General features: G+C 68.6%; 22 protein-coding genes and 1 tRNA gene. 9 read left to right on the top strand and 14 right to left on the bottom strand.

Annotation, left to right across the window (positions count from 1 at the left end):
- Positions 1-28: 28 nt before the first annotated feature.
- Complete coding sequence (locus D6T64_RS18220; RefSeq protein ID WP_119976100.1) at positions 29-841, bottom strand: hypothetical protein; 813 nt, start codon at positions 839-841, stop codon at positions 29-31.
- 196 nt (positions 842-1,037) lie between these two features.
- The gene (gene galU, locus D6T64_RS18215; protein ID WP_119976099.1) at positions 1,038-2,018 is read right to left on the bottom strand and encodes a UTP--glucose-1-phosphate uridylyltransferase GalU; all 981 of its coding nucleotides are present in this window, start codon (positions 2,016-2,018) and stop codon (positions 1,038-1,040) included.
- Between the two features lie 33 nt (positions 2,019-2,051).
- Here galU and D6T64_RS18210 point away from each other — a divergent pair, with 33 nt between their 5' ends.
- The 3 genes from D6T64_RS18210 (at position 2,052) to mscL (ending at position 3,688) form a co-directional block, all read left to right on the top strand.
- Positions 2,052-2,630: a 5-formyltetrahydrofolate cyclo-ligase gene (locus tag D6T64_RS18210; RefSeq protein WP_119976098.1), complete on the top strand. Its 579-nt coding sequence runs from the start codon at positions 2,052-2,054 to the stop codon at positions 2,628-2,630.
- A 95-nt stretch (positions 2,631-2,725) separates the two neighbouring features.
- Positions 2,726-3,097 carry an FmdB family zinc ribbon protein gene (locus D6T64_RS18205; RefSeq protein ID WP_119976097.1) on the top strand — a complete coding sequence of 124 codons (372 nt, stop codon included), beginning with the start codon at positions 2,726-2,728 and terminating at the stop codon, positions 3,095-3,097.
- Between the two features lie 6 nt (positions 3,098-3,103).
- Positions 3,104-3,688 (top strand): large conductance mechanosensitive channel protein MscL, encoded by a 585-nt coding sequence (gene mscL / locus D6T64_RS18200; protein ID WP_119976096.1) that lies wholly within the window; start codon positions 3,104-3,106, stop codon positions 3,686-3,688.
- Positions 3,689-4,113: 425 nt separating this feature from the next.
- Here the strand turns inward: mscL and D6T64_RS18195 are convergent, their stop codons facing one another.
- The 3 genes from D6T64_RS18195 to D6T64_RS18185 form a co-directional block, all read right to left on the bottom strand.
- A complete protein-coding gene (locus tag D6T64_RS18195) occupies positions 4,114-4,407 on the bottom strand; it encodes a hypothetical protein (RefSeq protein WP_233551375.1) in 294 nt (97 codons plus the stop codon).
- Between the two features lie 11 nt (positions 4,408-4,418).
- Entirely contained in the window at positions 4,419-8,363 is a 3,945-nt protein-coding gene (locus D6T64_RS18190; protein WP_377010137.1) for an AAA family ATPase, read from the bottom strand.
- A gap of 99 nt (positions 8,364-8,462) precedes the next feature.
- Positions 8,463-9,479 carry a magnesium and cobalt transport protein CorA gene (locus D6T64_RS18185; protein WP_119976095.1) on the bottom strand — a complete coding sequence of 339 codons (1,017 nt, stop codon included), beginning with the start codon at positions 9,477-9,479 and terminating at the stop codon, positions 8,463-8,465.
- Positions 9,480-9,543: 64 nt separating this feature from the next.
- Between D6T64_RS18185 and D6T64_RS18180 the strand changes: the two genes are divergently transcribed.
- Positions 9,544-10,149: a 4'-phosphopantetheinyl transferase family protein gene (locus tag D6T64_RS18180; RefSeq protein WP_119976094.1), complete on the top strand. Its 606-nt coding sequence runs from the start codon at positions 9,544-9,546 to the stop codon at positions 10,147-10,149.
- 7 nt (positions 10,150-10,156) lie between these two features.
- Here the strand turns inward: D6T64_RS18180 and D6T64_RS18175 are convergent, their stop codons facing one another.
- The 7 genes from D6T64_RS18175 to D6T64_RS18145 all read right to left on the bottom strand — a co-directional run bounded on the left by D6T64_RS18175 (position 10,157) and on the right by D6T64_RS18145 (position 19,476).
- Positions 10,157-11,482, bottom strand: coding sequence for a M1 family metallopeptidase (locus D6T64_RS18175; RefSeq protein ID WP_119976093.1), 1,326 nt, complete (start codon positions 11,480-11,482; stop codon positions 10,157-10,159).
- A gap of 8 nt (positions 11,483-11,490) precedes the next feature.
- Positions 11,491-15,477, bottom strand: a complete 3,987-nt coding sequence (locus D6T64_RS18170; protein WP_377010133.1) for a Pls/PosA family non-ribosomal peptide synthetase — start codon at positions 15,475-15,477, stop codon at positions 11,491-11,493.
- A 182-nt stretch (positions 15,478-15,659) separates the two neighbouring features.
- Positions 15,660-15,734: transfer RNA gene (locus D6T64_RS18165), tRNA-Arg, on the bottom strand.
- 13 nt (positions 15,735-15,747) lie between these two features.
- The gene (locus D6T64_RS18160; protein ID WP_119976091.1) at positions 15,748-16,707 is read right to left on the bottom strand and encodes a CHAP domain-containing protein; all 960 of its coding nucleotides are present in this window, start codon (positions 16,705-16,707) and stop codon (positions 15,748-15,750) included.
- Between the two features lie 101 nt (positions 16,708-16,808).
- Entirely contained in the window at positions 16,809-17,306 is a 498-nt protein-coding gene (locus D6T64_RS18155) for an HNH endonuclease (protein ID WP_119976090.1), read from the bottom strand.
- 367 nt (positions 17,307-17,673) lie between these two features.
- On the bottom strand, positions 17,674-18,408 hold the full coding sequence (locus tag D6T64_RS18150) for a C40 family peptidase (RefSeq protein WP_119976089.1): 735 nt from the start codon (positions 18,406-18,408) through the stop codon (positions 17,674-17,676).
- Between the two features lie 348 nt (positions 18,409-18,756).
- Complete coding sequence (locus tag D6T64_RS18145; protein ID WP_119976088.1) at positions 18,757-19,476, bottom strand: metal-dependent transcriptional regulator; 720 nt, start codon at positions 19,474-19,476, stop codon at positions 18,757-18,759.
- A 93-nt stretch (positions 19,477-19,569) separates the two neighbouring features.
- On the opposite strand from D6T64_RS18145, the gene serC reads away from it, so the two are divergent.
- Together serC and D6T64_RS18135 are read left to right on the top strand one after the other, a co-directional pair.
- Positions 19,570-20,688 carry a phosphoserine transaminase gene (gene serC / locus D6T64_RS18140; RefSeq protein ID WP_119976087.1) on the top strand — a complete coding sequence of 373 codons (1,119 nt, stop codon included), beginning with the start codon at positions 19,570-19,572 and terminating at the stop codon, positions 20,686-20,688.
- 51 nt (positions 20,689-20,739) lie between these two features.
- Complete coding sequence (locus D6T64_RS18135) at positions 20,740-20,976, top strand: DUF2530 domain-containing protein (protein ID WP_119976086.1); 237 nt, start codon at positions 20,740-20,742, stop codon at positions 20,974-20,976.
- Here the strand turns inward: D6T64_RS18135 and D6T64_RS18130 are convergent.
- Both D6T64_RS18130 and D6T64_RS18125 read right to left on the bottom strand, forming a co-directional pair.
- A complete protein-coding gene (locus tag D6T64_RS18130; RefSeq protein ID WP_119976085.1) occupies positions 20,912-21,718 on the bottom strand; it encodes a DUF3027 domain-containing protein in 807 nt (268 codons plus the stop codon). The genes D6T64_RS18135 and D6T64_RS18130 overlap by 65 nt on opposite strands.
- Positions 21,711-22,091 (bottom strand): cold-shock protein, encoded by a 381-nt coding sequence (locus D6T64_RS18125; protein WP_119976084.1) that lies wholly within the window; start codon positions 22,089-22,091, stop codon positions 21,711-21,713. The genes D6T64_RS18130 and D6T64_RS18125 overlap by 8 nt, the downstream gene beginning before the upstream one ends.
- A gap of 94 nt (positions 22,092-22,185) precedes the next feature.
- On the opposite strand from D6T64_RS18125, the gene D6T64_RS18120 reads away from it, so the two are divergent.
- The 3 genes from D6T64_RS18120 to D6T64_RS18110 all read left to right on the top strand — a co-directional run bounded on the left by D6T64_RS18120 (position 22,186) and on the right by D6T64_RS18110 (position 26,099).
- Complete coding sequence (locus D6T64_RS18120; protein ID WP_119976083.1) at positions 22,186-22,458, top strand: multidrug ABC transporter ATPase; 273 nt, start codon at positions 22,186-22,188, stop codon at positions 22,456-22,458.
- Positions 22,459-22,460: 2 nt separating this feature from the next.
- The gene (locus D6T64_RS18115) at positions 22,461-24,380 is read left to right on the top strand and encodes a helicase-associated domain-containing protein (protein WP_119976082.1); all 1,920 of its coding nucleotides are present in this window, start codon (positions 22,461-22,463) and stop codon (positions 24,378-24,380) included.
- Between the two features lie 75 nt (positions 24,381-24,455).
- Positions 24,456-26,099, top strand: a complete 1,644-nt coding sequence (locus D6T64_RS18110) for a DNA repair helicase XPB (protein ID WP_119976081.1) — start codon at positions 24,456-24,458, stop codon at positions 26,097-26,099.
- The last annotated feature ends 227 nt before the right edge of the window (positions 26,100-26,326 follow it).

Here is a 26,326-nt window from a genome sequence, read left to right as displayed (position 1 = left end):
TGCAGGCCCGCCCTGCCGGGCCGGTCGCTCAGCTGCGCAACGGGGCGAGCAGCGGGAGCAGCTTGTCCACGAGGTACGCATGCCCCGCGGCGGTGGCATAGACGCTGTCCGAGGAGATGATGGCGGGATCAACGCCGACGAACCAGCCCTCGGCGACGGGGTCGATGAACAGGGCGGCACCGGATGCCTCTGCGGCCGCAGACAGGATCTCGGCGGATTCCGCCGCCCGTGCAAGGGCCGCAGCGGTACTGGCGCCACCGGAGGCAATATTCGCGGTGCTGGGCCCGATGGTTGCCGACGGCGACGCCGGTCCGATCACGACGATGTCCGAATCGGGCAGGCCCTCGTGCAGGCGAGTCAGCACATCTGCTGCAGCCGCCGGCAACGCGTCGAGGGCCTCTCGGTCGTAGCGCCCGCCCTGCACGATGACGATCTGGGGAGCGGAGGCGACGACCGCGTCGACCCGATCGCCGAACGTGCTCGTTGCGGTGTCGTCGCCGATATAGCCGCTGCCGAGTTCGGTGAAGAAGTGCAGGTTCCAGCCCAGTTCTGTGGCCAGGGCGCCGGTGGCGTTGCCGTCGGTGCAGGCATCCGTCTCGGCGCACTCGGTGAAGAAATCGCCGATCACGGCGACCTGCAGCGTGTCGGCGTCGGGGCCGTCGACCGTCGAGGAACTGCCCGCGAGGTTGGCCGTGCCCTGTGGTTCGCCCGAGTTGAGGGCGTAGACCGCGACGGTGAACACGGCGATCGCGGTGAGGCCCAGGCACATGAACTTGACGTTCGCGTCGAACCACTCCGCACAGGTTTGATGCCGCCGCCCGCGCCGAGTCCACGGTTTCATCGGATGGTTTCGACGAGGCGGCGTGGGCGCTTCGGGGCTCATGTCCTAAAAGCTACCAGCGCAGCCGAAGCCACGAGGGGGGCCGTTCACCCCCGGTGAGGGTGCCCCCAGTCCTAACTGTCGCGCCCTGCGAGGCAGCGGGCCGGGGTGGGTGGGTCGGCTGCCCCGCCGGGTGGGCTGAGGCGTGGCTGTCAGCTCAGGAGCGGGTCGAGGGCGCCCTCGAGCTCGGAGTCGAGCTCGAGGGTTGCGACGAACTCGTGCAGCCACGGACGCAGTTCTNTTCCGGGTTCAGCGTCGACACGAACTCACTCAGCCACGGGCGCAGTTCGGGGCCGAGGTCGTCGCGTTCGACGGCGAGCTGCACGATGGCCTTGATGTAGTCGAGGCGGTCGCCGGTGTCGTAGCGGCGGCCGCGGAAGATGACGCCGAAGACTCCGCCGGTGCCCTCCACGTCGACGGCCATCTCCTGCAGGGCGTCGGTGAGCTGGATCTCGTTGCCCTTGCCCGGGGCGGTGTGCTCGAGAACGTCGAACACTTCGGGGCGCAGCACGTAGCGGCCGATGATGGCGAGGTTGGAGGGGGCATCCGCCTGCGACGGCTTTTCGACCAGCCCGGTGATGCGCACCACGTCGGGATCGTCGGTGGTCTCGATCGCGGCCGCGCCATACATGTGGATCGACCCCGGGTCGACCTCCATCAGCGCGACGATGCTGGCGTTGCGCTTGCCGGACTCGCTCAGCATGCGGCTGAGCAGCGGGTCGCGGGCATCGATGATGTCGTCGCCGAGCAGCACCGCGAACGGCTCCTCACCGACGTGCATCCTGGCGCGCAGCACGGCGTGGCCGAGGCCGCGCGGGTCGCCCTGGCGCACGTAGTGCACGTCGGCGAGTTCGTTCGACTCGCGCACCTTGGCCAGGCGGGTCGCGTCGCCCTTCTTCTCGAGCAGGGATTCCAGCTCGGTCATGCGGTCGAAATGGTTCTCGAGGGCGTTCTTGTTGCGCCCGGTGACCATCAGTACGTCGCTCAGCCCGGCGGCGACGGCCTCCTCGACGACGTACTGGATCGCCGGCTTGTCGACGACGGGGAGCATCTCCTTCGGCATCGCCTTGGTCGCGGGCAGAAACCTGGTGCCGAGCCCGGCGGCGGGAATGACGGCCTTCGTGATCCATGTACTCATGGGGTTCAGGTTATCGCCATCTAGGATTGAAATATGGATTCCTCCGTTGGTCACCGAAAGCGGGCGCTGCGTGCCGAGTTGCGCGAGCGCCGCCAGAATCTGACCTCGTCGGAACGTGAAACCGCCACCGCAGGGCTCACGCAGAACCTGCAGGGCATCGTGCTCGATCTGAGCGCGCGCTCGATCTCCTGCTACCTGTCCGGGCAGAACGAGCCGAGCACCCGCCCGTTCCTGAACTGGGCCGAGGCTGAGGGGCTCCGAGTGCTGTTCCCGGTGTCCCGCGAAGACGGCCTGCTGGACTGGACCGTCGGCGAGACGCAGCAGGAATTCGAGGGCGTCGCGGGCATGCCCGAGGCCGTCGGCACCCTGCTGGGCCCGATCGCGATCAACGACGTCGACCTCATCATCGTGCCCGCCGCCGCGGTCGACGCGACCGGCCTGCGCATGGGCTGGGGTCGCGGCTACTACGACAAGACCCTCGGCTCGATGGAGAAATGCCCGCCGGTATATGCCGTCGTGTACGACTCCGAATTCCTCGACGAGGTACCCCGCGAGGTGCACGACCAGCCGGTGAACGGCCTCATCACCCCCACCCGCATCATCGCGTTCTGATGCTCTCGCTCTGATTTTCTTCTCAGACCCCCTTACTCTTTCCGACCAATCCTTCGGCAGGCATCTGCTTGCCGGTTCCCACACGAAAGATCCCAGTGCCCACCTACTCTTACCGTTGCACGGAGTGCGATACCGCCTTCGACATCCAGCAGTCCTTCACCGACAGTTCGCTCACGGTGTGCCCCACCTGTGAGGGCAAGCTGCGCAAGGTATTCTCGTCGATCGGCGTCACGTTCAGCGGGTCGGGCTTCTACAGCAACGACTCGAAGTCCGACGCGAAGCGCGGGCTGCGGGCCGAGAAGAAGTCCGAGTCGTCGTCGTCTGACTCGTCGTCGTCCTCTGCCTCCTCGTCGAGCGACTCGGGTTCGTCCAGCACCGCCACGCCGGCCAAGAAGGACAGCGCTGCCAGCACGAAGCCCGCGAGCGCGCCCTCCACCTCGTCTGCCCCCGCCAAGAAAGCGAGCTAGCATCCCATGATCTCCCCCGCCGCCAAGCGCGCCGCCATTCTGCTCGACCGTCCCGCCGCCATCGTCAAGGGCGGGGCCCGAATCGCCGGTCCGACCCTGAACGGCTTCAAGGCCTTCATCATGCGCGGCAACGTCATCGACCTCGCCGTCGCGGTTGTCATCGGTACCGCGTTCACCGCGGTCGTCACGGCGATCGTCGGCTCGGTTTTCACCCCGCTGATCGCGTCACTGTTCGACGCGTCGTCACTGGAGAAGGCCCTGATCGTGCCGCTGCCTGGCAGCATTGAAGGTGAGGGAATGCTCTTCGGAGCCGTGATTGCCGCAGTCATCAACTTCCTGCTCATCGCATTCGTGGTCTACTTCGTGCTGGTCATGCCGATCAGCCGGCTGCGCGCGGCCCAGGACCGTCGCCGCGACGCGGGCATCCCGGTCGAAGATGTCGCCGATCCCACCACCGAGCTCGACCTGCTCACCGAGATTCGCGACCTGCTCGCCGCCGGCGCGGTCGATTCCGCGGCGCGCACCGCCGCGGCGGCCGCCGCCTCTGCCGGGTCTTCGGCCGCGCCGGACGCCCCCAAGCACACCCTGTAGCGCCGCCGTAGCGCCGCCGTCTCACTTACGGACAAACCACCTTCGATCTCGCAGCGAAGGTGGTTTTTCCGTATCTCGCGCCGATTTCGGAGACCCGGGGGTGGCATCCGCTGTCTCAGAGGGCGCGGGCGTCGGCGAGCGGATGCCTCGCCACCAGACCGCGCACCGACGCACCTCCGCGCAGCCCAAGAACGCCAAGGACGAACCCTGGCGTACCTACCGCGCAGCGGCGGAGGTACCGCGCAGCGGCGCAACACCCGCGCAGCGCACCACAACTTGCCCAGGCACCTGCCACGCGGGCCGCGCGCAGGCCGCCACGCTGCTGAGTTACGGAGAACGCACCTTCGTTGGCGTGACGACGGTGCGTTGTCCGCAACTCAGCACCGGCCCTCGAGATATCAGGGGACGGATGTGACGGGTGGGCCTTACCAGTGTGGCGGTCGGTCCTGGCGCAGTTGGGCGTCGTTGGCGCTGCGGCTTCCGGGGGAAGCGGATGCCACGCCGCCCTCTTCGCGCAGCACCGGGGGGTGCGGGTCAGGGTCGGTGTCGGGCGCGGGCAGCAACTTGGCGCGGCGCGACCGGCCGGGCTGCTTGACGATCGGCTGCCGCAGCGTGCCGCCATTCAGGCCTGCTGCAGCAGGTGAATCGACGGCCGTGGCCGAAGCCTCAGCCCCGTCAGCACCCGTCGCTGCAGCGCCCGACGCTGCGGAGTTGGTCACTGCCGATGCGGTCACTGCTGGCCCGGGCGCTGTACGGCGATCGGCGCGGTGTCCAGCACGACCGTCTCAGCTGCGGCGGCAGTTCCGCCCTTGGCCGGGATGCCGCCCATCGGGGTACCCACCGGCGCGACGCCCATGAGCGCGGCGACGCGCGCGGCGACGGCATCGGGGGTGCTGAAGAGTTCGAAGCTGTGCACCCGCAGGTAGTGCCAGCCGAGGCGGCGCAGCACCTCCGGGCGCAGCCTGAGGGACTCGCGCAGGCTTGCGCGGCCGACCACGGCATCCGTTTCGACGACGACGGCGCGTCCACCGTACGAGGCCGCGAGGGCGAGTTTGCCGCGATGTCCGAGCGACACGGTCAGGCCGCGGCGTTCGAGCCGGCTGGCCAGGTCGACGAGCATGGCCTCGGTCGCGTCGGGCACCTGTACCTCGTCGCGACGGGCCTCGGTCTCGCTGAGCACCTGGGCGAGGGCGAGGATGCCGTGCCGCTGGCGGTCGAAGTCGATGTCGTCGGGACGGAAGCAGGAGACGATGTCCATGGAGCGGCGGGCGCGGGTCATGCCGATCGCCAGCAGGCGGTCGCCGCCGGGCTCACCGAGCGACCCGAAGTTCGACAGCAGGCGTCCGTGCGGGGTGCGGCCATAGCCGATCGAGAAGATGACCCGGTCGCGGCTTTGCGCGACGGACTGCTCGAGGGTCAGTACCGTGAACGGTTCGGCGCGGTCTTTCAGGATGAAGTCCGACAGGTCGGTGCGCTTGGCGAACGCGGACAGCACGGCCTGCTGCACGCGCACGGCGTGCCGACTGCTCGCCGTGATGACCATGAGCGATTCCCGCGGGCGCTTGACGGCGTGGTCGATGACGAGTTCGACGACCTTGATGACCTCGGCGTCGACGCTCTCGATGGCGCCGCTGTCGGCGTCGGGCATGCCGTGGCCGCCGGCGACGTAGTTGATGGTGAGGCTGCCGTGCCCGAGAAAGCTGCCGGCCCAGGGCAGCGAGTCGATGCGGCCGCCGTAGAAGCGGTGGTTGACGAGTTCGGCGAGGTCTTCGCCGCCGGCCCGATAGCTGCGGGTCAATGTCAGGGTGGGCAGCAGCTCGCCGAGGCGGGCCAGGGCGCTGTCGGCGTGCAGGGCGTCGACGGTGACTTCGGGCTCGATCTTCGTGTCCGGCAGCTCGCCGATGCCGGTCTCGAACGCGCTCGGCGTCTGGGTGACGGGGTCTCCGAAGGCGACAACCTGGCGGCCGCGACGAATCGCTCCGACGTTCTCGGCGAGGGTCGTGGCACCGGCGTCGACGAGCAGGACGGTGTCGAACGTCATCCGGTCGGTCAGGCCCGCGACCTCGTAGGGCGAGGCGAGCCAGACTGGGGCCAGCACACGGCCGAGGTGCGGCGCCGCCTCGTTGAGGCGGGTCGGCGTGGCCCGATCGGCGCGCAGCAGGCGGCGCAGCTGGTCGGCCTCCTCGGGAAAGTCGACGACGCCGATCTTCCACGTTTCGGCGAGCAGCCAGGCGAGCAGCTGGCCGGTAGCGGATGCGTGCGCCTCGTCGACGAGTTTGAAGTCGGCCTCGAGGCGGTCCAGTACCTGCGTGTTGGCGTTCAGCAGTGCCCGGTCGCTGCCGAGCATCGTCTCGAGCACGGACTGCCACCAGGCCAGTTCGAGTTCGGCGGCGACGTTGTCCTCGGCGACGTGGCGCTGGGACAGGTCGGTCATCAGCGGGTCGAGGTTGCTCTCGCGCAGGGTGGCCAGCAGCGCGGTGCGTTCGTGCAGGTTCGCGAGTACCTCGCTCTCGGCAGCGAGCCCGGAGACGGTGTAGACGAGTTCCTTGATCGGACGCGTCGACAGGGCGCGGGTGGTGCCGGAGTTGCCGAGCGGCACGTCGAGCAGGCCGAGGTCTTCGGAGACGCGCTGGAAGGCGACGTGCACGTCGTTGATGCCGACCGGCACCTCGGGCGTCACGCCGGCGGCGGCGTAGCGCTGCCAGAGCGTGCGCTGCTGCTGGATGCGGCGCAGGCTCTCGTTCATGTCGTTGACGCGCACGCCGGGGCGCTGGTATTCGTCGGCGAGCTTGCGCAGTCGGCGGCGGCTGGCCGAGGTCATATCGGGCGAGTCGCGGCGCGACGAGGTCGCGGCGATCAGCTCGGTGAGCGGCCGGTCGTAGACGGACGGCTGGAATTTGTCGAGGGTTTCGCGGATGTCGAGCAGCAGGCGCAGGTAGATGCCGAGTTCGGCGATCGTCTCGAAGGCGCGCAGCCGGGTCTGGCCGACGAGGCCGTTCGCCCGTTCCAGCAGTCGGGGAAGTTCCACCTGGTTGACGCGCTTGGCGAGCTGGTGAGTGCTGGAGGCATCCGCTGTCGAGGTGAAGGACGCGCCGTACCAGGGCGAGTCGCCGGGGCCGTAGCGGAACTCACCGAGCGCGGCGGCCTTGATGAGCGTCGCGGCGGCGGCCCCGCGGCTGTGCGCGAGCAGTTCGAGGGCGTGTCGGTCGAGGCGCGCGGTGGTCGACGGCGGCGCGGGCAGCTGGGCGAGGCGGGCGAGTTCGCCGAGTGCGTCGAGCACCGACACGCCGAGCGCGGAATCCCGGCGGGTGAGCGCCGAGCGGTAGTCGAGCAGCACCTTGCGCAGGCGCACGAGGGCGTCGTCAACGTCGCTGACCCGCGGCTGGGCGGCCTTCTCATTGCGGGTGATCGACTGGATCAGATCGCGGCGCAGGGTGCGCGGCGTCACCGCGACCCCGGGCAGGCCGACCTGCACGAGGCGGTGGGCAATGCCGTCGAGGCTGGAGCGACGGGCGCTGACGACGAGCACGCGCTTGTGCTGGGCGATGAGGGAGCCGATCGCGTTCACGATGGTCTGGGTGCCGCCGGTGCCGGGCAGCGTCTTCACGACGAGGGAGTTGCCCGCGGCGATCTGAGCGACGACGTTCTCCTGCTCGGGATCGGCGTCGAGCAGCAGCGTGTCGGTCGCCGGCGGCCGGGCGTCCTGGCCGATCGGCACGACCGGGTTGTAGGCACCCTCGATCGCGGCGCGGGCGTTCGCATTACCGGCGATGGCGTCGAGCAGCGGATGCTCCAGGTTCGTCGCGTCCGCGGCCAGCGCCCGGCCGACATCGGCGAACGACGACACCACGAGTCGCGGCACCACGTTGAACCACGGCAGGTGCGAGGTGAGGCCGCGGAGCCGGTCGATGACCGGTTGCGGTTTGAAAGCCCCGTTGGTGATGGCGAGCGCGACGAAAGCGTCGGCGTCGAGCACGATCTGGAACTGGTCGTGCAGCGCGCGGGCGAGTTCGGGGTTGAGCACCGGCTGGCCCTTGAGCTTCAGCTCGTAGTCGCGGCCATAACGACGGATGGCGACCGGCCGCAGCAGCACCGGCGCGGTGTAGTCAATGTCATTGTGCGACCACTCGGCGAGGCCGATCGCGAGGTTGACGCTCTCGATGCCGCGCATCGACCGCAGCTCGATGCCCTTCTGGGTGATCTCGTTCGCGGCCAGGCGGGCGTTGCGCAGGGCGAGCTCGTCGCGAATGAGGTTGGAGAGCAGCGTGGTCTTGCCGGTGATGAACTGCGGCAGTCCGCCCGGGTGGGTGGCGCTCAGTTCAATGCGGGAGCGCGGGCTGTCGCTGAAGTGCAGCAGCGGCGAGTTGCCGCCGAGGGAGTCGAGTTCGTCACGCCAGCGCTGCCAGACCGGTTCGGCGATGTTGCCGGCGACGAGGTTCGGGTCGCCGAGACTCACGGAGTGCGGGGCGGCGAGGTTGTGCGCGGCGACGGACTGACTGGGCTGGCCCGTGTTGCCGGGTGTGCTCGGAACCGGTGTGCTGCCGGGGGTGCTGCTGGGGGTGCTGCTGACTCGGGGGTCGAAGGACTCGTGGCGACCTTCGTGCGTGCCCGCGGGCAGGCCGGAGCCACTCGACGAAAGGTCGTCGTCATCTGGTTTTCTGTCGAGGCGCCACACACAAACACCCTAATTGTGAGAGACCCGATTTCGCGGGAGGCGGTGCGGGTTTCGCGGGTTTTGCCCCGGTATTGGTCTGCACTGTATGTTTTCAGAGTTTCAGAGCCAATCCCGTTTCTTAAAGACAGCGTAGAGGGTAAATCCCATCGCAACCATCAGGCCGACAGCAAACGGGTACCCGAGCGCCCAGTGCAGCTCCGGCATATAGTCGAAGTTCATGCCGTAGATCGTGCCGACCAGGGTGGGGGCAAACAGGATCGCGGCCCAGCTGGAAATCTTCTTCACCTCTTCGCTCTGCGCGAGGCTGGTCTCGGAGAGGTGGCGCATCTCGTCGTTCTGCCGCTGGCCGACGAGGGTGCTGTGCACCGTCAGGGCGTTCTGCAACAGTTCTCGAAAGGAGTCGCCGCGCTCGACGACCCGCAGGGCGTGGTCGGTCACGTCCCGCAGGTGGCGGTGCAGCTCGAGGTCCACGTTGTATTTCTCGAAGCCGCGCTGCAGCGACTCGAACATCACGATGAGCGGCTGGGTGGCGCGCTGAAACTCGATGACCTCGCGGGAGAGGGCGTAGATGCGCCGCGACACGGCCGGGTCGCCATCGAAGAGTTCGTCCTCGATCTCGTCGATATCGTTTTCGAGGCCCGCGACGACCGGCCCGTACTCGTCGACGACCTGGTCGAGGATGGCGTAGAGCACGGCCTCCGGTCCGAGGGCGAGCAGTTCGGGCGTCTGCTCCATACGGGAACGTACCTTGCCGAGGTCCGGCGATTCGGCGTGACGGATCGTGACGACGAAGTCCGGACCGACGAACACGTGCACCTCGCCGAACTCGACGCGCTCATCGGCGTCGAGGTACCGTGCGGGACGCAGCACGAGGAACAGATTGCTGCCGTAGCGCTCCAGTTTCGACCGTTGATGCCCTTTGAGGGCGTCTTCGACGGCCAGGTGGTGCAGGCCGAATTCGGCGGCCACCGAACGTACTTCCTCGTCGCTCGGCCGGTACAGCCCGATCCAGGCGAAACCGTTGTTCGCCTTCATGATCTCGTAGGTCTCGTCGAGCGAGTCGGGCGTCGCCGCCCGCACGCCTTCTACGTAGATCGCGTTGTCGACCAGCGCCATTGATGCTCCCTTGTGTGTGTCCAGTGTGCCACCCCCGGCTTGGCGCGGCCTTTAGGGTGGGGGCATGAGCGTGCACGTGTTCCTGGGGCCCCGCGGGGTGACGGATGCCGCGGATCGGCTCGCGTTGCGGGCGGCGGTCGCCGAGGTGGCCGGGTCCGGGACTGCCCTTTCATCCGTCGGGCTGGAGCAGCGCTGCACCCGGTGTGGCGGCGCGCACGGCCGCGCTCGGGTGGTGTCGCCGGCCGCCTGCGTGTCGTGGGGGGTGTCGCTGAGCCGGGCGGGGGCATCCGTCGCCGTGGCGGTCAACCCGAGCGGGCCGATCGGAATCGACATCGAGAGCATCGCCGCGCTTGCCCACCGCGCCGTCGACGATGTCGCCTTCACGCCGGGCGAACTCGCCCGGCTCGGCGACCTGCCGCCGTGCCCGGCTGCCCGCGCACGCACCCGCCTGTGGACGATCAAGGAGGCCGTGCTGAAGCTGACCGGTGATGGCCTGAACGTGGACCCGCGCGACCTGGTCACGGGCGCGGGCGGCACGCTGGAGTCCTGGCCCGACGCTTCGTTTTCCCTTGTGAGGCTGCACCTGCTCACTTTCGACGCCGGGCCGGGCCTCGTCGGCACGATCGCGGTGCTCGGCGACACCCCGCCGGGGCTGATGCTGCACACCTGACTCCGGTTCAGGCCTTCGGCATTGCCTTCTCGTAGAGCCAGCGGTGCACGATGCGTTCGATGCCGGTGCTCCCGGTGTGCGCCGTGAAAAACTCAACGAAACCGGCAGCGGTGACGTTGCTGTGCCGCCGATCGGCCGTGAAGGCGCGCACCGCGCCGAAGAATGCCTCGTCACCGACCGAGCGGCGCACCGCGTGCAGCGCCATCGCGCCGCGCTTATAGACGCGGTCGTCGAACATATCGTGCGGTCCGGGGTCGCCGGTCAGCAGGTCCTGCGGCAGGGCTTCGACCTTGCGGCGGTGCACGAGCGCGCTCGTGTCGGCGGTGCGGCCGCCGCTGGCCTCGGCCCAGATCCACTCGGCGTAGCAGGCGAAGCCCTCGTGCAGCCAGATGTCGCGCCAGCTCTCGACGGTGAGGCTGTTGCCGAACCACTGGTGGGCCAGTTCGTGGGCGATCAGCCGGTCGCTGCCGTGTTCGCCGTCGACGTGGTTGCGGCCGAAGATCGCCATGCCCTGCGCCTCGAGCGGAATCTCCAGCTTGTCGTCGGTGACGACGACCGTGTACGACTCGAACGGATACGGACCGAATCGGTCGCTGAAGAGGGCCACCATCTCGCCGAGCCGGGCGAAGTCCTCCGAAACCTGCGGCAGGTGGCCCGAGGGATAGAAGATGCGCTGGCTGACGAGGCCGCCGGACACGTCTTTGCGTAGGTAGCGACCGATCTGCACCGTCGCGAGGTAGGTCGCCATCGACTCGGGCGAGTCGTAGGTCCAGGTCGTGCGGCCGGATCGGGTCGACCGGCTCGCGAGCACGCCGTTGCAGATCACGGTGTACGGAGCCTCACAGGTCACCGCGATGCGAAAAGTCGCCTTGTCGCTCGGGTGGTCGTTGCAGGGAAACCACGACGCCGCACCGTTCGGCTGCCCGGCCACGAGCACGCCGTCTTCGAGCTCTTCCCAGCCGACCTCGCCCCAGATGCTGCGCAGCGGATGCGGCGCCCCCCGATACTTCACGGTCACCTCGAACCGGTCCCCGGCCTCGATCGTTGTCGCGGCGGTGAGCAGCAGTTTGCGCGGCGTCTGCACGAGCTTCTTCGGCCGCGCGCCGCCGATCGTGACCCGGTCGACGCTGAGCCCGTCGAAGTCGAGGCTGAACCGGTCGAGCCGCATGGTGGCCCGGGCGAACAGTACGGCCGTCGCCCGCAGCCGGTTCGTCGCCACCCGGTAGTCGAGCTCGAGGTCGTAGCGCTCGACAACGTAGCCGCCGTTACCGCTCGCCACATACGGGTCGCCCGCGGTGGGGGCGCCCGAGGTGGGAGCAGTGTTCTGGGGCATGTGTGGGTCTACTCTGCCACGTTCTTCACCAGCACGGCGTTCACCGACGCAGGCTCCCACGGCGGCGCGTGCCACGGCGAGATCGGGTTGCCCGACCAGAGCGACCCGGCCGGTACCCGCTCGCCGCGCATGACGAGCGAGGCGGGACCGACGGTGGCCGCGGCGTCCACCGACGCCGCCGGCAGGATGACGCTGTGCGGGCCGAGCGTCGACCCGGCCGAGAGGTTCACCGTGTCGAGCTGCATGATGCGGTCGTGAAAGAGGTGCGTCTGCACGACGCAGCCGCGGTTCACGGTGACGCCGTCGGCGATGTTCACGAGGTCGGCCTCGGGCAGCCAGTACGTCTCGCACCAGACTCCCGAACCGACCTTCGCGCCGAGGGTGCGCAGCCAGATCGCGAGCGCCGGCGTGCCGGTCGCTTTCTCGGCGAACCACGGCCGGGCGACCATCTCGACGAAGGTGTCGGACACCTCGTTGCGCCAGATGAATGACGACCACAGCGGATGCTCACTCTGGTCGATCCGCCCGACCAGCACCCATTTCGCCGCCGACGTGACGAGCGCCGCGACGGCGCCGGCGGTGAGCATGACGACCCCGCTGAGCGCCACCGCCCAGCCCAGCCCGAAGCCCAGCCAGATCGCTTCGAGGGCGGCGAGCACGCCGAGTGCGACCCACGCGGTGACGAACACCGGGATGATGCGCAGCACTTCCCACGAGGAGCGGGCGATTTTCAGCCGCAGCGGCGGGTTGAAGGTGCGCGAGTCGTCGACATCGGTGACGGTGCGGCGCAGGCGCACGGCCGGGTTGCCCAGCCAGCTCGACCCACGCTTGGCCTTGCGCGGGGTCGACGACAGCACGGCGACGAGGCCGTTGCGCGGCACGGTGCGGCCAGGGCCGGCCATGCCGCTGTTGCCGAGGAACGCACGCTTGCCGATCTTGGCGCGGCCGATGTGCATCCAGCCGCCGCCGAGCTCGTAGCAGGCGACCATAGTGTCGTCGGCGAGGAACGCGTGCGGCGCGATGGTCGTCAGCGACGGGATCAGCAGCACCGTTGAGGCCTCGACGCCGGGCCCGACCTTCGCGCCGAGCAGGCGCAGCCAGACCGGGGTGAACAGGCTGGCGTAGACCGGAAAAAGCAGGGTGCGGGCACCGTCGAGGATGCGTTCGGTCATCCAGACCTGCCAGCCCACCCGGCTGCGCACCGGGTAGAAGCCGTCGCGCAGGCCGAGGCCGAGGGCGCGCACGGCAAGCACCACTGCGCTCGCGTAGGCGAGGCCGGCGGCGATGACGGCGAGCGGCACGGCGAGCGCGGCGCGCAGCAGCGCCTCCCCGAGGGTCGACGCGTCGCCGATCGCGGCACCCACGACGAGCGCTCCGAGGATCGCGGAACCGGCCGGCAGAGCGGTCATCACGATCGAGCCGATCGCGAACACGGTGAGCCAGCGACGGCCGCGCGGCGGGCGCTGCGCCGGCCACGGGCGTTTGGGCGAGCCGACCCGTTCGGCCGGGGATCCGGCCCAGCGTTCGCCGGCGGGGATACGGCCCGACACCGCGGCGCCGGGTTCGAGCATGGCCCGGTCGCCGATGTGGGCGCCGCCGAGCAGGGTGCTGCGGCTGCCGACGGTCGCTTCCTCGCCGATGTGCACCCGCCCGATGCGCAACACGTCGCCGTCGATCCAGTAGCCGGCCAGGTCGGTTTCGGGTTCGATGGAGGCCCGCGCCCCGATGGTCAGCAGGCCGGTGACCGGGGGCAGGGTATGCAGGTCGACATCCGTGCCGATGCGCGCGCCGAGGGCGCGGGCGTAATAGCTGATCCACGGAGCGCCGGCGAGGCTCGCGGCGTCCACCAGCAGGGCGACCTGTTCGGCCAGCCACAACCGCAGGTGCACCGAGCCGCCACGCGGGTAGTTGCCCGGCTTCACCCCCCGCAGCAGCAGGCGGGCCGCCGCGACGGCGATACCCATCTTGCCGAGCGGGGTCACGAACAACACGAAGCCGAGGATGATCGTCCACCACGGCACGGTCGGCGTGAAGGTCGTGTCACCCCAGAGCGGCAGCAGGTTGTTGATCGCGGCGAGGTAGACCAGCCAGCGCGCTCCGACCAGCACGAACAGCGGAATGCCGAGCAGGGTCTGCCCGATGCGACTGGACAGCGGGGTCGGCAGCACGGTGCGCGCCGCGGCCTGCACCGGCGGCACCCGGGAGTCGAGCTCGTCGGCGAGGGCTCCGATGCGCGGGTGGTCATAGATGTCACTGACCTTGGTTTCCGGGTACTTCTCGCGCAGCGCCGACACAAACTGGGCGGCGGACAGCGAGCCGCCGCCATTGGCGAAGAAGTCATCGTCCGGTCCCGCCACGGGCACGCCCAGAATGGATGCCCACTTCTCGGCCAGCCACGCGGCCGTCGGTGTCAGCGCGGCGGCGTCGTCCCCGGTGCTGACCAGCGGCCACGGCAGCGCCGCCCGGTCGACCTTGCCCGAGGTGCGGGTGGGCAGCGTCTCGACGAGGGCGAGCAGCGGGATCAGCGCCGCGGGCAGTTCTTCGCGCAGCCTGGCGGTGGCGGCGACGCGGTCGAAACCGGCCGCCGGGTCGATGAGGGCGACGTAGCCCACGAGCACGTGGTTTCCCGCCGGAGTGGTCTGCACGACGGCGGCGCCGCCGGCGACGCCGTCGAGGGCCTGCAGCGCGGCATCCACTTCACCGAGTTCGATGCGGCGGCCACCGAGCTTGACCTGGTCGTCGGCGCGGCCGGCGAAGATCAGCCCGGCCTTCTCGAAGCGCACGAGGTCGCCGCTGCGGTAGGCGCGCTCCCAGCCGAGGTCCGCGTGCGGGGCGTATTTCTCGGCGTCTTTCTCGGGGTCGAGGTAGCGGGCCAGGCCGACCCCTCCGATGATGAGCTCGCCGGTTTCGCCCTCGGCGACGCGCTGGCCGGCGGCGTCGACGACGGCGAGGTCCCAGCCGTCGAGCGGCAGGCCGATCCGCACCGGGCCGGGCCCGCCGAGCGGGGCGGCGCAGGCGACGACGGTGGCTTCGGTCGGGCCGTAGGTGTTCCAGACCTCGCGGCCGCGCGCCGCGATGCGGGCGGCGAGGTCGGGCGGGCAGGCTTCGCCGCCGAAGATGACGAGGCGCACGGCCTCCAGTGACTCCTCGGGCCAGAGCGCGGCGAGGGTCGGCACCGTCGACACGATGGTCACGCCGTGGGCGATCAGCCAGGGGCCGAGGTCGGCGCCGGAGCGCACGAGGGAGCGCGGCGCAGGCACCAGGCAGGCCCCGTAGCGCCAGGCGAGCCACATTTCTTCGCACGACGCGTCGAAGGCGACCGACAGCCCGGCGAGCACCCGGTCGCCGGGCGCGATCGGTTCTTTCTGCAGAAACAGGCGGGCTTCGGCATCGACGAACGCCGCGGCGGAGCGATGGGTGACGGCGACGCCCTTGGGCACGCCGGTGGAGCCGCTCGTGAAGATCACCCAGGCGTCGTCGCCCGGGGTGGGGATGACGCCGTCGGGAAAGACCAGTGCGGGGTCGTCTTCGGGAGGCAGCATCCGCTCACGAATGCCCGCCGCGTCGATCTCGCCGCGCAGGGTGAAGACCGCGTTTTCGCCGATCACGCCGATGACGCGGGCTTCGCTGAAGACGAGGCGGGCGCGTTCCTCGGGGTCGTCGGCGTCGACGGGAACGTAGGCGGCGCCCACCAGCAGGGTTGCGAGGATGGACACGTAGAGGTCGCGGGTGCCCGACGGGATGCGGATTCCAACCTTGTCGCCGCGGCGCACGCCCTGGCGGCTCAGGTCGTGGGCCTGCTCGTGCGCGAGTCGCAGCAGGCCGCTGTAGCTGATCGGGCCCGCGGCGTCTTCGAGGGCGAGGGCGTCGGGATGCGCTTCGGCGGTTGCGGTGAGGATGTCGGCCAGGGTGCGGGCCGGGGTGACCCGGTTTCCCGCCTGCAACACCTGCTGGTGGTGCTGCTGCTCCTGCTGTTCCGCATCTATCTTGTCCACGTACACTCCCCTAGACGCACGGGGCGGTGTCCCCCACGCGATCTGTAAGTCTAGAGCGTGCCCGTAACGCCCGTCCCAACACGCCGGATGCCGTGCCCCCTCAGGTCGCGGAGATCGTACCTTCCCACGCGCAACGACTGCCGCTGCCCGCGACTCACCCTGCGGTGGTCTGCGGCGTTATCTGGTGCCCCTGGAGGGATTCGAACCCCCGGCCATTTCCTTAGGACGGAATTGCTCTTCCACTGAGCTACAGAGGCTTGCCCATCAAGTTTAGCCGGGCGGATAGAGATAGAGCGCAACGTCCCCGATCGGCACGACCCGCGTGTGGTACGCGTGGCTGCCCATCCAGTTGTACTCCTCCAGCACCACGGTGCCGTCCCCGGGCACCGACTGCACATAGGCGACGTGGTTGTAGGTGAACCAGGCGACCGCACCGACGACGGGCGTGTCACTCGTCACCCGGCCCTGGCTCGACCAGGCGCTCGACCAGCTGCGCGCGCTGCCCGCGCCGGGTGTCAGGTTCTGCCAGGTCCACGTGAGGGCGGTCGCGCTCGCGCCGGCATCCCGGTTCAGGCGCCACGCCACGAAGTCGACGCACTCCTTGAAGTAGTAGCCCTGCGGCGACAGGGTCGCGCCGTCGGCGGCCCCGTCGGGCCACGGGTAGTCATCGTTCTCGTCGCGGATGCCGCTGCTCGCGTACTGCGCAGCGCTCGCCCGCACGGCCGCCGCGGACCGTTCGCGCACCGCCGCCAGCCGGGACGCCTCGGTCTGCGCGGCGATGTCTTCGGGCGTCGTGGCCGTGTAGCCGTCGCGATCCAGGGTGATGCTGACGGATGCCGCGGACACGGCCAGATCCTGTGCCGCGCCCAGCGCATGCTCCTGCGTGGCGGCGGCACCAGGCGAATAGGAATAGGCCGGCAGCGCGAGGGTCAGCAGCAGCCCCGGAATGGCCAGGAACGCCACCCCGATCGTGAACGGACTCTGACGCCGGACCGCGCGCGGGCTCCGGGGCGGGGCGGCGACCGTGGCGGGTGCTCGTGCCGCTGCCGGGGCGGCCGCGTGGCGGGAATGAGTGTGTGTGACGGCCGGAGCCGTGGCCGGAACCGCGACCGCCAGGGCCGTCGCCTCGCGCGCGGCCCGCAGAGCACGCCTCGACGGCAGCACACTCGCGGGCGAGCCGATCGCAGCAGCGGGCTCTGGCGCAGAGGCGACAGGCTCAGACTGGCTCACGGCGATCCTTTGAGATGGCCGGATTCGAGTAGTCCGGCACCCCTCACCCTACGACACCCAGGGGGTCGTGTTTTACTCCGCCGTTATCGTTCCGTGACCGTTCACGCTGCGGGGGCCAGATAGGCATCCCACTGCGGCAGCGGGCGTTCGGCGCCGGGCACCATCCACGTGGTCCCCTGCGGTGTCCCAGGGCTGAAGCGCATGTTCCAGCCCATCTCGGCGGGCGTGTGATCGCTCTTGGTGTTGTTGCAGCGCAGGCAGCTCGCCACGAGGTTTTCCCAGGTGTCCCGGCCCCCGCGCGACCGCGGCAGCACGTGATCGATCGTGTTGGCCGATTTACCGCAGTAGCAGCACCGGTGCTCATCGCGGCGGAGCACACCTCGCCGACTCACGGGCATCGACCGCGACCGCGGAATCCGCACGTAACGGGTCAGCAGAATCACACTCGGCCGCTCCCAGGCGCCCGACGCCGCCCAGATGGGGTGGCCCTGATCGGACTGCACGATCGTTGCCTTCTGATTCATGACGAGCACGAGCGCCCGTTTGAAGGACACCACGGCAAGGGGCTCATACCCTGCGTTGAGGACCAGTGTGCGCATGCGCTCCCTCTCGAAAGAGGCTGGACGGCTTCCAGCCATTCGAACTACCTGCCTGTTGCAGACGGGTCGGAAACGAGCGGTCAAACACTGTGTGATTAACGACGCAGGGCGCTGTCACGAATGACAGCGCCCTGCAGGCCACGGTGTGGCTCACGAATATTTGACTGCTATGCCGCCGCGTGAATCGCTCGCACCAATCCATGGCATGGATCGTGCGAAGCGTACGCATTGGCTCTCCCAAAAAACCCGCAGAACATCAGGGCAATAGGTTAACCCACAAATGTGTGTGCGAAAAGGTTTTGAAGAAGAGTTTGTGCTTGTCGTAACCGAGTGTTCACACGGCGGTGCGGTGAACGACGACGGATGCCTAGATCCCGATGCGCACGATGTAGTAGTCGCTGGTCCAGATCGGCTGCACCCGCACGCTCTGACCGGTGTACGGCGCGTGCAGAATGTTGCCGTTGCCGGCGTAGAAGCCGTCGTGTCCGGGCATGATCACTAGGTCGCCGGGAACGGCGTCTTCGATCGCGATCCGGGTTCCCGCGGCGGCCTGGCCGTTGGAGGAGTGCGGCAGGCTGATTCCGAACTGCGCGTAGACGTACATGATGAAGCCGGAGCAGTCGAAACCGGCCGGTGTTGCGCCGCCATAAACGTACGGCGTGCCCTGGTACTGCGACGCCACGTTGTAGACCGATGCGAGGTCGAAGTCGGGGTAGGTCGGGTTGGCGAGGTAGTCGGCCGCAGACGGTCCCGAGTACGACGTGGCATAGGTGGTGAGCTGCGAAGAGACTTCGATGCGGCGGGCCTCGGCGGCGGCTGCGGCCTCGGAGGCAGCAACCTCGGCCGCGGCGGCGGCGAGCTCTTCGGGGGTGGTGGCGGTGAAGCCGTCGCGGGCCACGGTGAGCGTGGCGGATCCGGCATCCACTTCAACCGCCTGCGCCTGGGTCTTGGTCAGCTCGGTGCTCTCGGTGGCGGCGAACGCGGAGTCGGCGGCGTCAGGGGCGAAGGCGTAGGCCGGGATTGACAGGGTCGCCATGAGGCCGAAGGCGAGACTCATGACCACGACGTTGCCGACCTTGCCGCGACGAATGGTGCGTTTCATCGTCTTGTGCGGTTGAACCTGGGTGCCGGCGGCCGGGGCGCTCTGCAGTGCGATGGCCGTGCGGCCCTGTTCACGTCGGGACCGTCGAGTGTCTAATGCTGCCAAAGTGTGATCTCCGGCGCCCTGGCAACACTAGGTTTGCTGCCCCGTCCACTTCGCAATCGCGGGTGTGTACCGAACCAAGAGACGGGATGTCAGGCGTCTTGATCTGGGTCCGAATATCGACTTCTGGCCGATTGGACTCCCCCGACGTTACGTGACGCTGACCTGTTTGTCATCCTCAGGTACCACTTTTCTAACGAAGTGATAACAAAACCACCGTTTTGAGGGCGAGTTGACCAGCAGTGATCATTCAGCCGGTAGGGCCGCGATCGCAGGCGTGGTCACGAAAATATGGCTGGCTACCTCGTTGGGCAACTCGAGTCCATCGCCGAATCCTTCAACCTGAACTAGAACGTACGATCCGACGGCCGAAAACACGCCGGTCGCGCCGGGCATGACCCCCGACTGCTTCAACTGCAGCAGGAGTTCCGGGTCGAACTGAACCGGTTCACCCAGACGACGGATGACCGCGGTCACCGGCTCGGTCGAGCTCGCCACGAGGCGCATCACGTTGGTGACCCCGTTCATGAAGGTGACCGCCGGAGAATGCCCCAGCTCGTCCAGGCCGGGGATGGGGTTGCCGTACGGCGACTCGGTCGGGTGCCCGAGCAGATCCAGGATTTTGCGTTCGACCTGCTCGCTCATGACGTGTTCCCAGCGACAGGCTTCGTCGTGCACGAATTCCCATTCGAGCCCGATCACGTCGCTGAGCAATCGTTCCGCCAGCCGGTGCTTGCGCATCACGTGCACGGCCTTGCTGCGGCCGTCGACGGTCAGCTCGAGGTGGCGGTCGCCGGAGACGACGACGAGGCCGTCCCGCTCCATGCGTGCCACGGTCTGCGAGACCGTCGGCCCGGAGTGCCCGAGGCGCTCCGAAATCCTCGCCCGCAGGGGCACAATTTGCTCTTCCTCCAGGTCGAGTATGGTTCGGAGATACATCTCGGTGGTATCAATCAGATCGGTCATCTCCAGCCTCCCGCTCGGCCTGTCATGCAACGGCCTAAGCCTACCCGCCGCTGCAAGGGCCAGCAGAATCGGCCCGAACGGTAGAATCGCCTCATGTCAGACCTCGTAATCCCTTCAGACCTCCTGCCCCTCGACGGACGATTCGGCTGCGGCCCCTCGAAGATTCGAAAGGAGCAACTGGAGCACCTGGTCAGTTTCGGTGACACGATCCTCGGCACCTCGCACCGCCAGCCCGGCGTGAAAGACCTCGTCGGCCGCGTTCGCGCCGGCCTGAGCGAGCTCTTCACCATTCCGGAGGGCTACGAGGTCGTCCTCGGCAACGGTGGTTCAACGGCGTTCTGGGATGCCGCCGCCTTCGGCCTGATCGAGAAGCGCAGCCAGCACCTCGTCTTCGGCGAGTTCGGCGGCAAGTTCGCCAAGGCCGCCGCCGCCCCGTGGCTCGAGACCCCCGACGTGATCAAGGCCGAGACCGGCTCGCGCAGCGAGTTCGTGCCGACCCCCGGCATCGATGTCTACGCCTGGCCCCAGAACGAAACGTCGACCGGCGTCATGGCCCCGGTCACCCGCGTGGTCGGCGACGAGGGCGCCCTGACCGTGATCGACGCCACGAGCGCGGCCGGCGGAATCGATTTCGATGCGAGCCAGGCGGATGTCTACTACTTCGCCCCGCAGAAGAACTTCGCCTCCGACGGTGGCATCTGGTTCGCCCTGTTCTCGCCCGCCGCCATCAGCCGTGTCGAGCGCATCGCGGCCAGCGGCCGCTACATTCCCGAGTTCTTGAGCCTGAAGAACGCGATCGACAATTCGCGCCTCAACCAGACCCTGAACACCCCGGCCGTGGCCACGCTCTTGCTGATGGAGAACCAGATCGACTGGATGAACCAGAGCGGCGGACTCACGTGGGCCGCCGCGCGCACGCGGGAATCCTCATCCGTTCTGTACGACTGGGCCACCGGCATCGACTATGCCACCCCGTTCGTGATCGACCCCGAACACCGCTCGCAGGTCGTCGTCACGATCGACTTCGACGACGCGATCGACGCGTCGAAGATCAGCAAGGCACTGCGGGCCAACGGCGTGCTCGACACCGAGCCGTACCGCAAGCTCGGCCGCAACCAGCTGCGCATCGCGACCTTCACGGCGATCGAGCCCGACGACGTGCGCCAGCTCGTCAAGTCGATCGAATACGTCACCGGGCGTCTAAGCAATTAGGACCTGAGCAACGAGGACCTGAGCAACGAGAACGTGAAAGGACCCCGACCCGTGCGACTCTGGCTCAAGGACAGCGAGCGCCGACCCGACCCCGAGCCGGTTCGAGCGGATGCCCGCAAGGCCTTGGTCGTCGGGTCGGTCGCCTGGCTGGTGGCCCTGGTCGCGGCGCTCCTGATGGGAGCGACCAGCGGCCAGGGCCTGGGCTGGTGGTTCTGGTGCTCGGTTATCGGCCTTGGGCTCGGCGTACTCGGGCTCGCCTGGGTGCGGTGGCGGCGCGGCTCAAGCTGACCGAGCGCGCATCATCGTCGCTGATGCCATCGTCGTCATCGTCGTCATCGGCATCGTCATCGTCATCGTCGTCATCGTCGTCGGTCTCGTCGACGTCATCGGTCTCGTCGTCGTCGTTCTCGTCGTCGTCCGACTCGTCGGGCTCAAACGAATCGTCGTCGACGCCGTGGTCGTCGTCCTCGTCGTCCTCGTCGTCCTCGTCATCGATGTCCTCGTCGTCGTCGATGTCCTCGTCGTCGTCGATGCCCTCGAGCGCGGCGAGGGCCGCTGCGGCGGCCTCCGTCGTGATGGCATCCTGGGCGGCACTGTAGTCGGCCAGTCGGTCAGACCACGGCACCCATTCCGGCGCGAGCAGGGCGCCGTCACCGGGCGTGAGCTCGGTTTCCAGCACCGAGGGATCCGCGTTTTCGTCGCTGCGAGCGAGGCTGACCGTCCAGCGCCACCCCGGGTAGCCGGGCATCGTGCAGGCGAAGTAGAGCGAGACAACGCGGTCACCCTCGACGCGGTGGCCGATCGTCTCGCCGATGGTCTGCGCGGGAGTGATTTCGAGCAGCGCGGCACGCGCCAGGTCCACGGCGGCGAGCAGCGCCCCGTCGACGGGATACTCGACGGCAGCCTGCACCTGGGCGGCGACGATTTCGGGTTCGATCGCGACGACTCCACCGTCACCGGCCGCGGTTTCGGTCTGGTCGAGCGGGTCGGACGGGTTGAGCGTGTCGGACGGGTTGAGCGGATCAGGCATCGAGTTCCTCGGCCACCTTGCGAAGCATGGCGGCAATTTTGTGGCTGTGCGAACTTTCCGGGTATCGTCCCCGGCGCAGGTTGGCTCCGATGCCGTCGAGCAGCTTGACGAGATCTTCCACGATGATCGCCATGTCGTCGGCCGGTTTGCGGTTCAGCTTGCTGAGGCTCGGTGGAGCGGCAATGACCCGGACCGACAGCGCCTGCGCGCCGCGCTTGCCGTCGACGATGCCGAATTCGAGCTTCATTCCGGCCTTGACCGTGGTTCCGGCCGGCACGGCGGATGCGTGCAAAAAGACTTCGTGGCCCTCATCAGACGTGATGAAGCCGAAGCCTTTCTCCTCGTCGTAGAACTTGACCTTGCCGGTGGGCATCTGAACCTCATAAGGTTTTGGGGCGCGCGGGAGCGCACTCTCTGGTCCTCCAGCATATTCGGTCGAAGGAGTCCCAGCCCCGTATCCTTGAGGGGTGACCACTCAAATTCCACACGCCGCCAACCGCCTCGAACGCATCCTCGCGTACATGGTCGCGGGTGTGGTGGGCCTGTCGATCCTGTGTTTTCTCGCCCTCATCATCGGCACCTCGCTCGGCGCCGGCGACAATGACGGCTTCAGTACGGGGCTTTGGCCGTTCGTGATCACCGTGCCGAACTTCGGCCTGCCGCTGGGATTCCTGCTCATCATTGGCCTGTTGGTGACCAGCGCCATCCGTCGCAGCCGTGAGGCCAAGGAGCAGGAGTGACCATGTTCAGCCTCGCCACCCGACTGCGTTCCCTCGACGATGAGACGCTGCGGGCGGCGCTGGCCGCGCGATCCGTCGCCGCACCGGGAATCCGCGACTTCTTCGACCTCGCCGAAGCCCTGCTCGACCCGGCCAGCGTGCAACAGTCGCTGACCCACCTCGACCGGGGAACCCTGGCCGTGCTGGCAGCCGCCGGCGAGCTGAAAGCCGGGGCCGCCGACACCGATCCCCCCACCCTCGCGCAGATCGCCGACACCCTGCAGGGCCTCGGCGCTGGGGAAATTGATGCCTCGTCGCTGCGGGCCGCGGCGTCGACCATCGATGCGCTGCTGCTCGGGGCCTACTCCGACCCGGCCACGGATGCGGGCACCGACCGGCTCAGCCCATACGACGCCGTCTCGGAGGTTGTGAAGGGCTGGCCCACCGTCGGCCTCCCGAGCCTCGCCGACCTGGCCGCCCAGCCGACCCCGCAGATCCGTCCGGCTTCGGCGGCGGCCGACACCGGCTTCACCGATCGGCTTGCCGCCGAGCGGGCCTTCTCCGCGGTGTCGAGCGTTGCCGAGCTGGTCAACGAGCTCGCCCGCGAACCCGCTCGGGAACTCAGCCGCGGCGGCCTCGGGCTGCCCGACACCAAACGGCTGGCCGCCGTCATGAGCGTCGACCTCGACGCGGTGCCGCCACTCGTGCACATTGCCGCCCGCGCCGAACTCATCGCCCGCTCCGACGGCTACTGGATGGAGACCGAGGCCGGCGAAGCCTGGCTGCTCGAGGCCACCACCCAGCGCTGGGCGACCCTGGCCGCGAACTGTTTGGCGGCCGTGCCCCGCGACGTGCGCGCGATCCTGCCGGGTACCCCCGGCGAACCGTGGGGAGCGGGCCTGCAGTCCTTCGTGGCCTGGCTCTACCCCGCTGGCGGCGAATGGATGGCCGGCCGCGTCACCGAGTTCGCCCGTGACGCCGAACTTCTCGGCGTCACCGCTCACCACGCCACGAGCTCGGTCGGATCGGCCCTGCTCGGTGACGATCTTGTCGGGGCCTGTGCCACGATGACGGCCGCCCTGCCCGAGGAGGTCGGCGCCGTCTACCTGCAGCATGACCTCTCGATCGTCGCGCCCGGCCCGCTCGCCGCGTCGATTGACGCGCGTCTGCGCGGTCTCGCCGACGTGGAGAGCCGGGAGCTGGCATCCAGCTATCGCATCACGGCGGCATCCGTCAACCGGGCCCTCGCGGCCGGTGAAAACGCCGAGTCGCTGCTCGACTTTCTGCGTGGGATCTCGCTGACCGGCATTCCCCAGCCCGTCGACTACCTCATCACCGAGTCAGCGGCGCGCTATGGCCGCGTGCGGGTCGGATCGTTCACCGCCGCTCCGGGTGCAGCGCCGACCGGTGCTGCACCCTCCAGTGCTGCACCCTTGAGTTACGTCCGCTCCGACGACATCGGACTGCTCGGCTCGATCCTCGTCGACCAGACGCTCGCCGCGCTCGCCCTCGAACGACACGGCGACCGGCTCCTCAGCAGCTTCAGCCCCGACGCCGTGTTCTGGGCGCTCAGCGACGCCCGCTACCCGGTCGCCGCCGAAGACAGCATGTTCGAGATCGTGCACCTGCGGCGGCATCCGCTGGCTCGCGTTGCCGCTGTGATCACCGTTGACCCCGCACGTACGCTCGTGGAGACCCTGCGTGCCGGTGACGGCGGCGAGGTGATGGCAGCGGATGCCTGGCTCGCCCGGCAGCTCGACAACGCCATCAAGGCCAAACAGACCATCACCGTGAGCATCAGCATGCCCGGCGGCGTCGTCGTGGACTACCTGCTCGAACCGGCGAGCGTCGGCGGCGGGCGATTTCGGGCCCGGGACCGCCGCGCCGATATCGAGCGCACCCTGCCGCTGTCGAGCATCATCAGCATCACCCCGGCACCCTGATCGCCGGCCTGCGGGTGCCGTCGTCGACTGGCCCCCGTGCGGGCCAGCACCGCAACGGGCGTAGAATTGACCGCTATGTCTGATGGCCCCCTGATTGTCCAAAGTGACCGCACGGTGTTGCTCGAAGTTGCCCACCCTCTGGCAGAGGATGCGCGACACGACCTCGCCGTCTTTGCCGAGCTGGAACGTGCTCCCGAGCACATCCACACCTACCGCATCACGCGGCTGGGCCTGTGGAACGCCAGGGCGGCCGGCCACGACGCTTCCGACATGCTCGCGACCCTCGAGCGGTACTCGAAGTTCGCCATTCCGCAGACGGTCAGTGTGGACATCACGGAAACCGTGGGACGCTACGGCCGCCTCGTCATCGAGCGCGACACCGAGGGCCGCCTGGTGCTGCAAAGCAACGACCAGCCGGTGCTGACCGAGGTCGCCGGAGCCAAGCGCATCGCGCCGCTCCTGATCGGGCATCCGTCGCCGGACACGTTCCTCGTGGAGCCGTGGGCGCGCGGCCAGCTCAAGCAGGAGCTCGTCAAGCTTGGCTGGCCGGCCGAGGACCTCGCCGGATACACACCCGGAACCCCGCACGACATCGCCCTGAAGGAAGACGGCTGGGCGCTGCGCGACTACCAGAACAAGGCCGTGGAGAGCTTCTTCGACGGCGGCTCGGGCGTCGTGGTGCTGCCCTGTGGCGCCGGCAAGACCCTCGTGGGCGCCGGGGCGATGGCGACCGCGAAGACCAACACGCTCATCCTCGTCACGAACACCGTGTCGGCGCGGCAGTGGCGCGCTGAGCTGCTCAAGCGCACCACGCTCACCCCCGACGAGATCGGCGAGTACTCCGGCCAGGTCAAAGAGGTCAAACCGGTCACGATCGCGACGTACCAAATTCTCACCGCCAAACGCAAGGGCGAATACGCGCACCTCGAGCTGCTCGACGCCATGGATTGGGGCCTCGTGATCTACGACGAGGTACACCTGCTGCCCGCCCCGGTCTTCAAGCTCACCGCCGAGCTGCAGGCGCGCCGCCGTCTCGGCCTCACCGCGACGCTCGTGCGCGAGGACGGCCGCGAGGGCGACGTCTTCAGCCTGATCGGCCCGAAGCGCTTCGACGCGCCGTGGAAGGAGATCGAAGCCCAGGGCTTCATCTCCCCCGCCAGCTGCTACGAGGTGCGCATCGACCTGCCCCAGTCCGAGCGACTCAGCTACGCCGCGGCCGCCGACGACGAGCGGTACCGCCTCGCCGCGACCGCTCCGGCCAAGCTCGACGTCGTGAAGGCGCTGATGAAGAAGCACGCCGGCGAGCGCATCCTCGTGATCGGCCAGTACCTCGACCAGATCGAAGAACTCGCCGAGGCCCTGAACGCGCCCAAGCTCACCGGCGCGACCCCGATCGACGAACGTGAGCGGCTCTACCAGGCGTTCCGGGTCGGCGAAGAGAAGGTGCTCGTGGTCTCCAAGGTCGCGAACTTCTCCGTCGACCTGCCCGAGGCGACCGTGGCCATCCAGGTCTCCGGCTCGTTCGGCTCCCGCCAGGAAGAGGCCCAGCGCCTCGGCCGGCTGCTGCGCCCGAAGGAGTCGGGCCTCTCGGCGAACTTCTACACCCTCGTCTCCCGCGACACGGTCGACCAAGACTTTGCACAGAACCGCCAGCGGTTCCTCGCCGAGCAGGGCTACAGCTACACGATCCTCGACTCCGTGAGCCTCGAGGCCGCCTGACCGGTGCCCCGCGGCCCGCGCGGCGCGCTCATGCGCCCGAAAACTGCAGGGCATCGACGTCATGCGCTCGAAACCTGCTCGTGCGCGTGGCAGGCGCAGGCCACGCGCACGAGCAGCTTTCGGGCGCATGAACGTATGGCGCTGCAAGAATCGGGCGCACGAGCACCTCTCAGGCGCACAAGGAGCCGCACGTTTCCGGCGCACGAGCAGCTTTCGGTCGCATCAGC

It is taken from the genome of Cryobacterium melibiosiphilum (genome assembly GCF_003602235.1).
In the GTDB taxonomy this organism is placed as follows: domain Bacteria; phylum Actinomycetota; class Actinomycetes; order Actinomycetales; family Microbacteriaceae; genus Cryobacterium; species Cryobacterium melibiosiphilum.
Note: the sequence above shows the minus strand (reverse complement) of the source record. Positions and strands in the feature narration are given on the sequence as shown.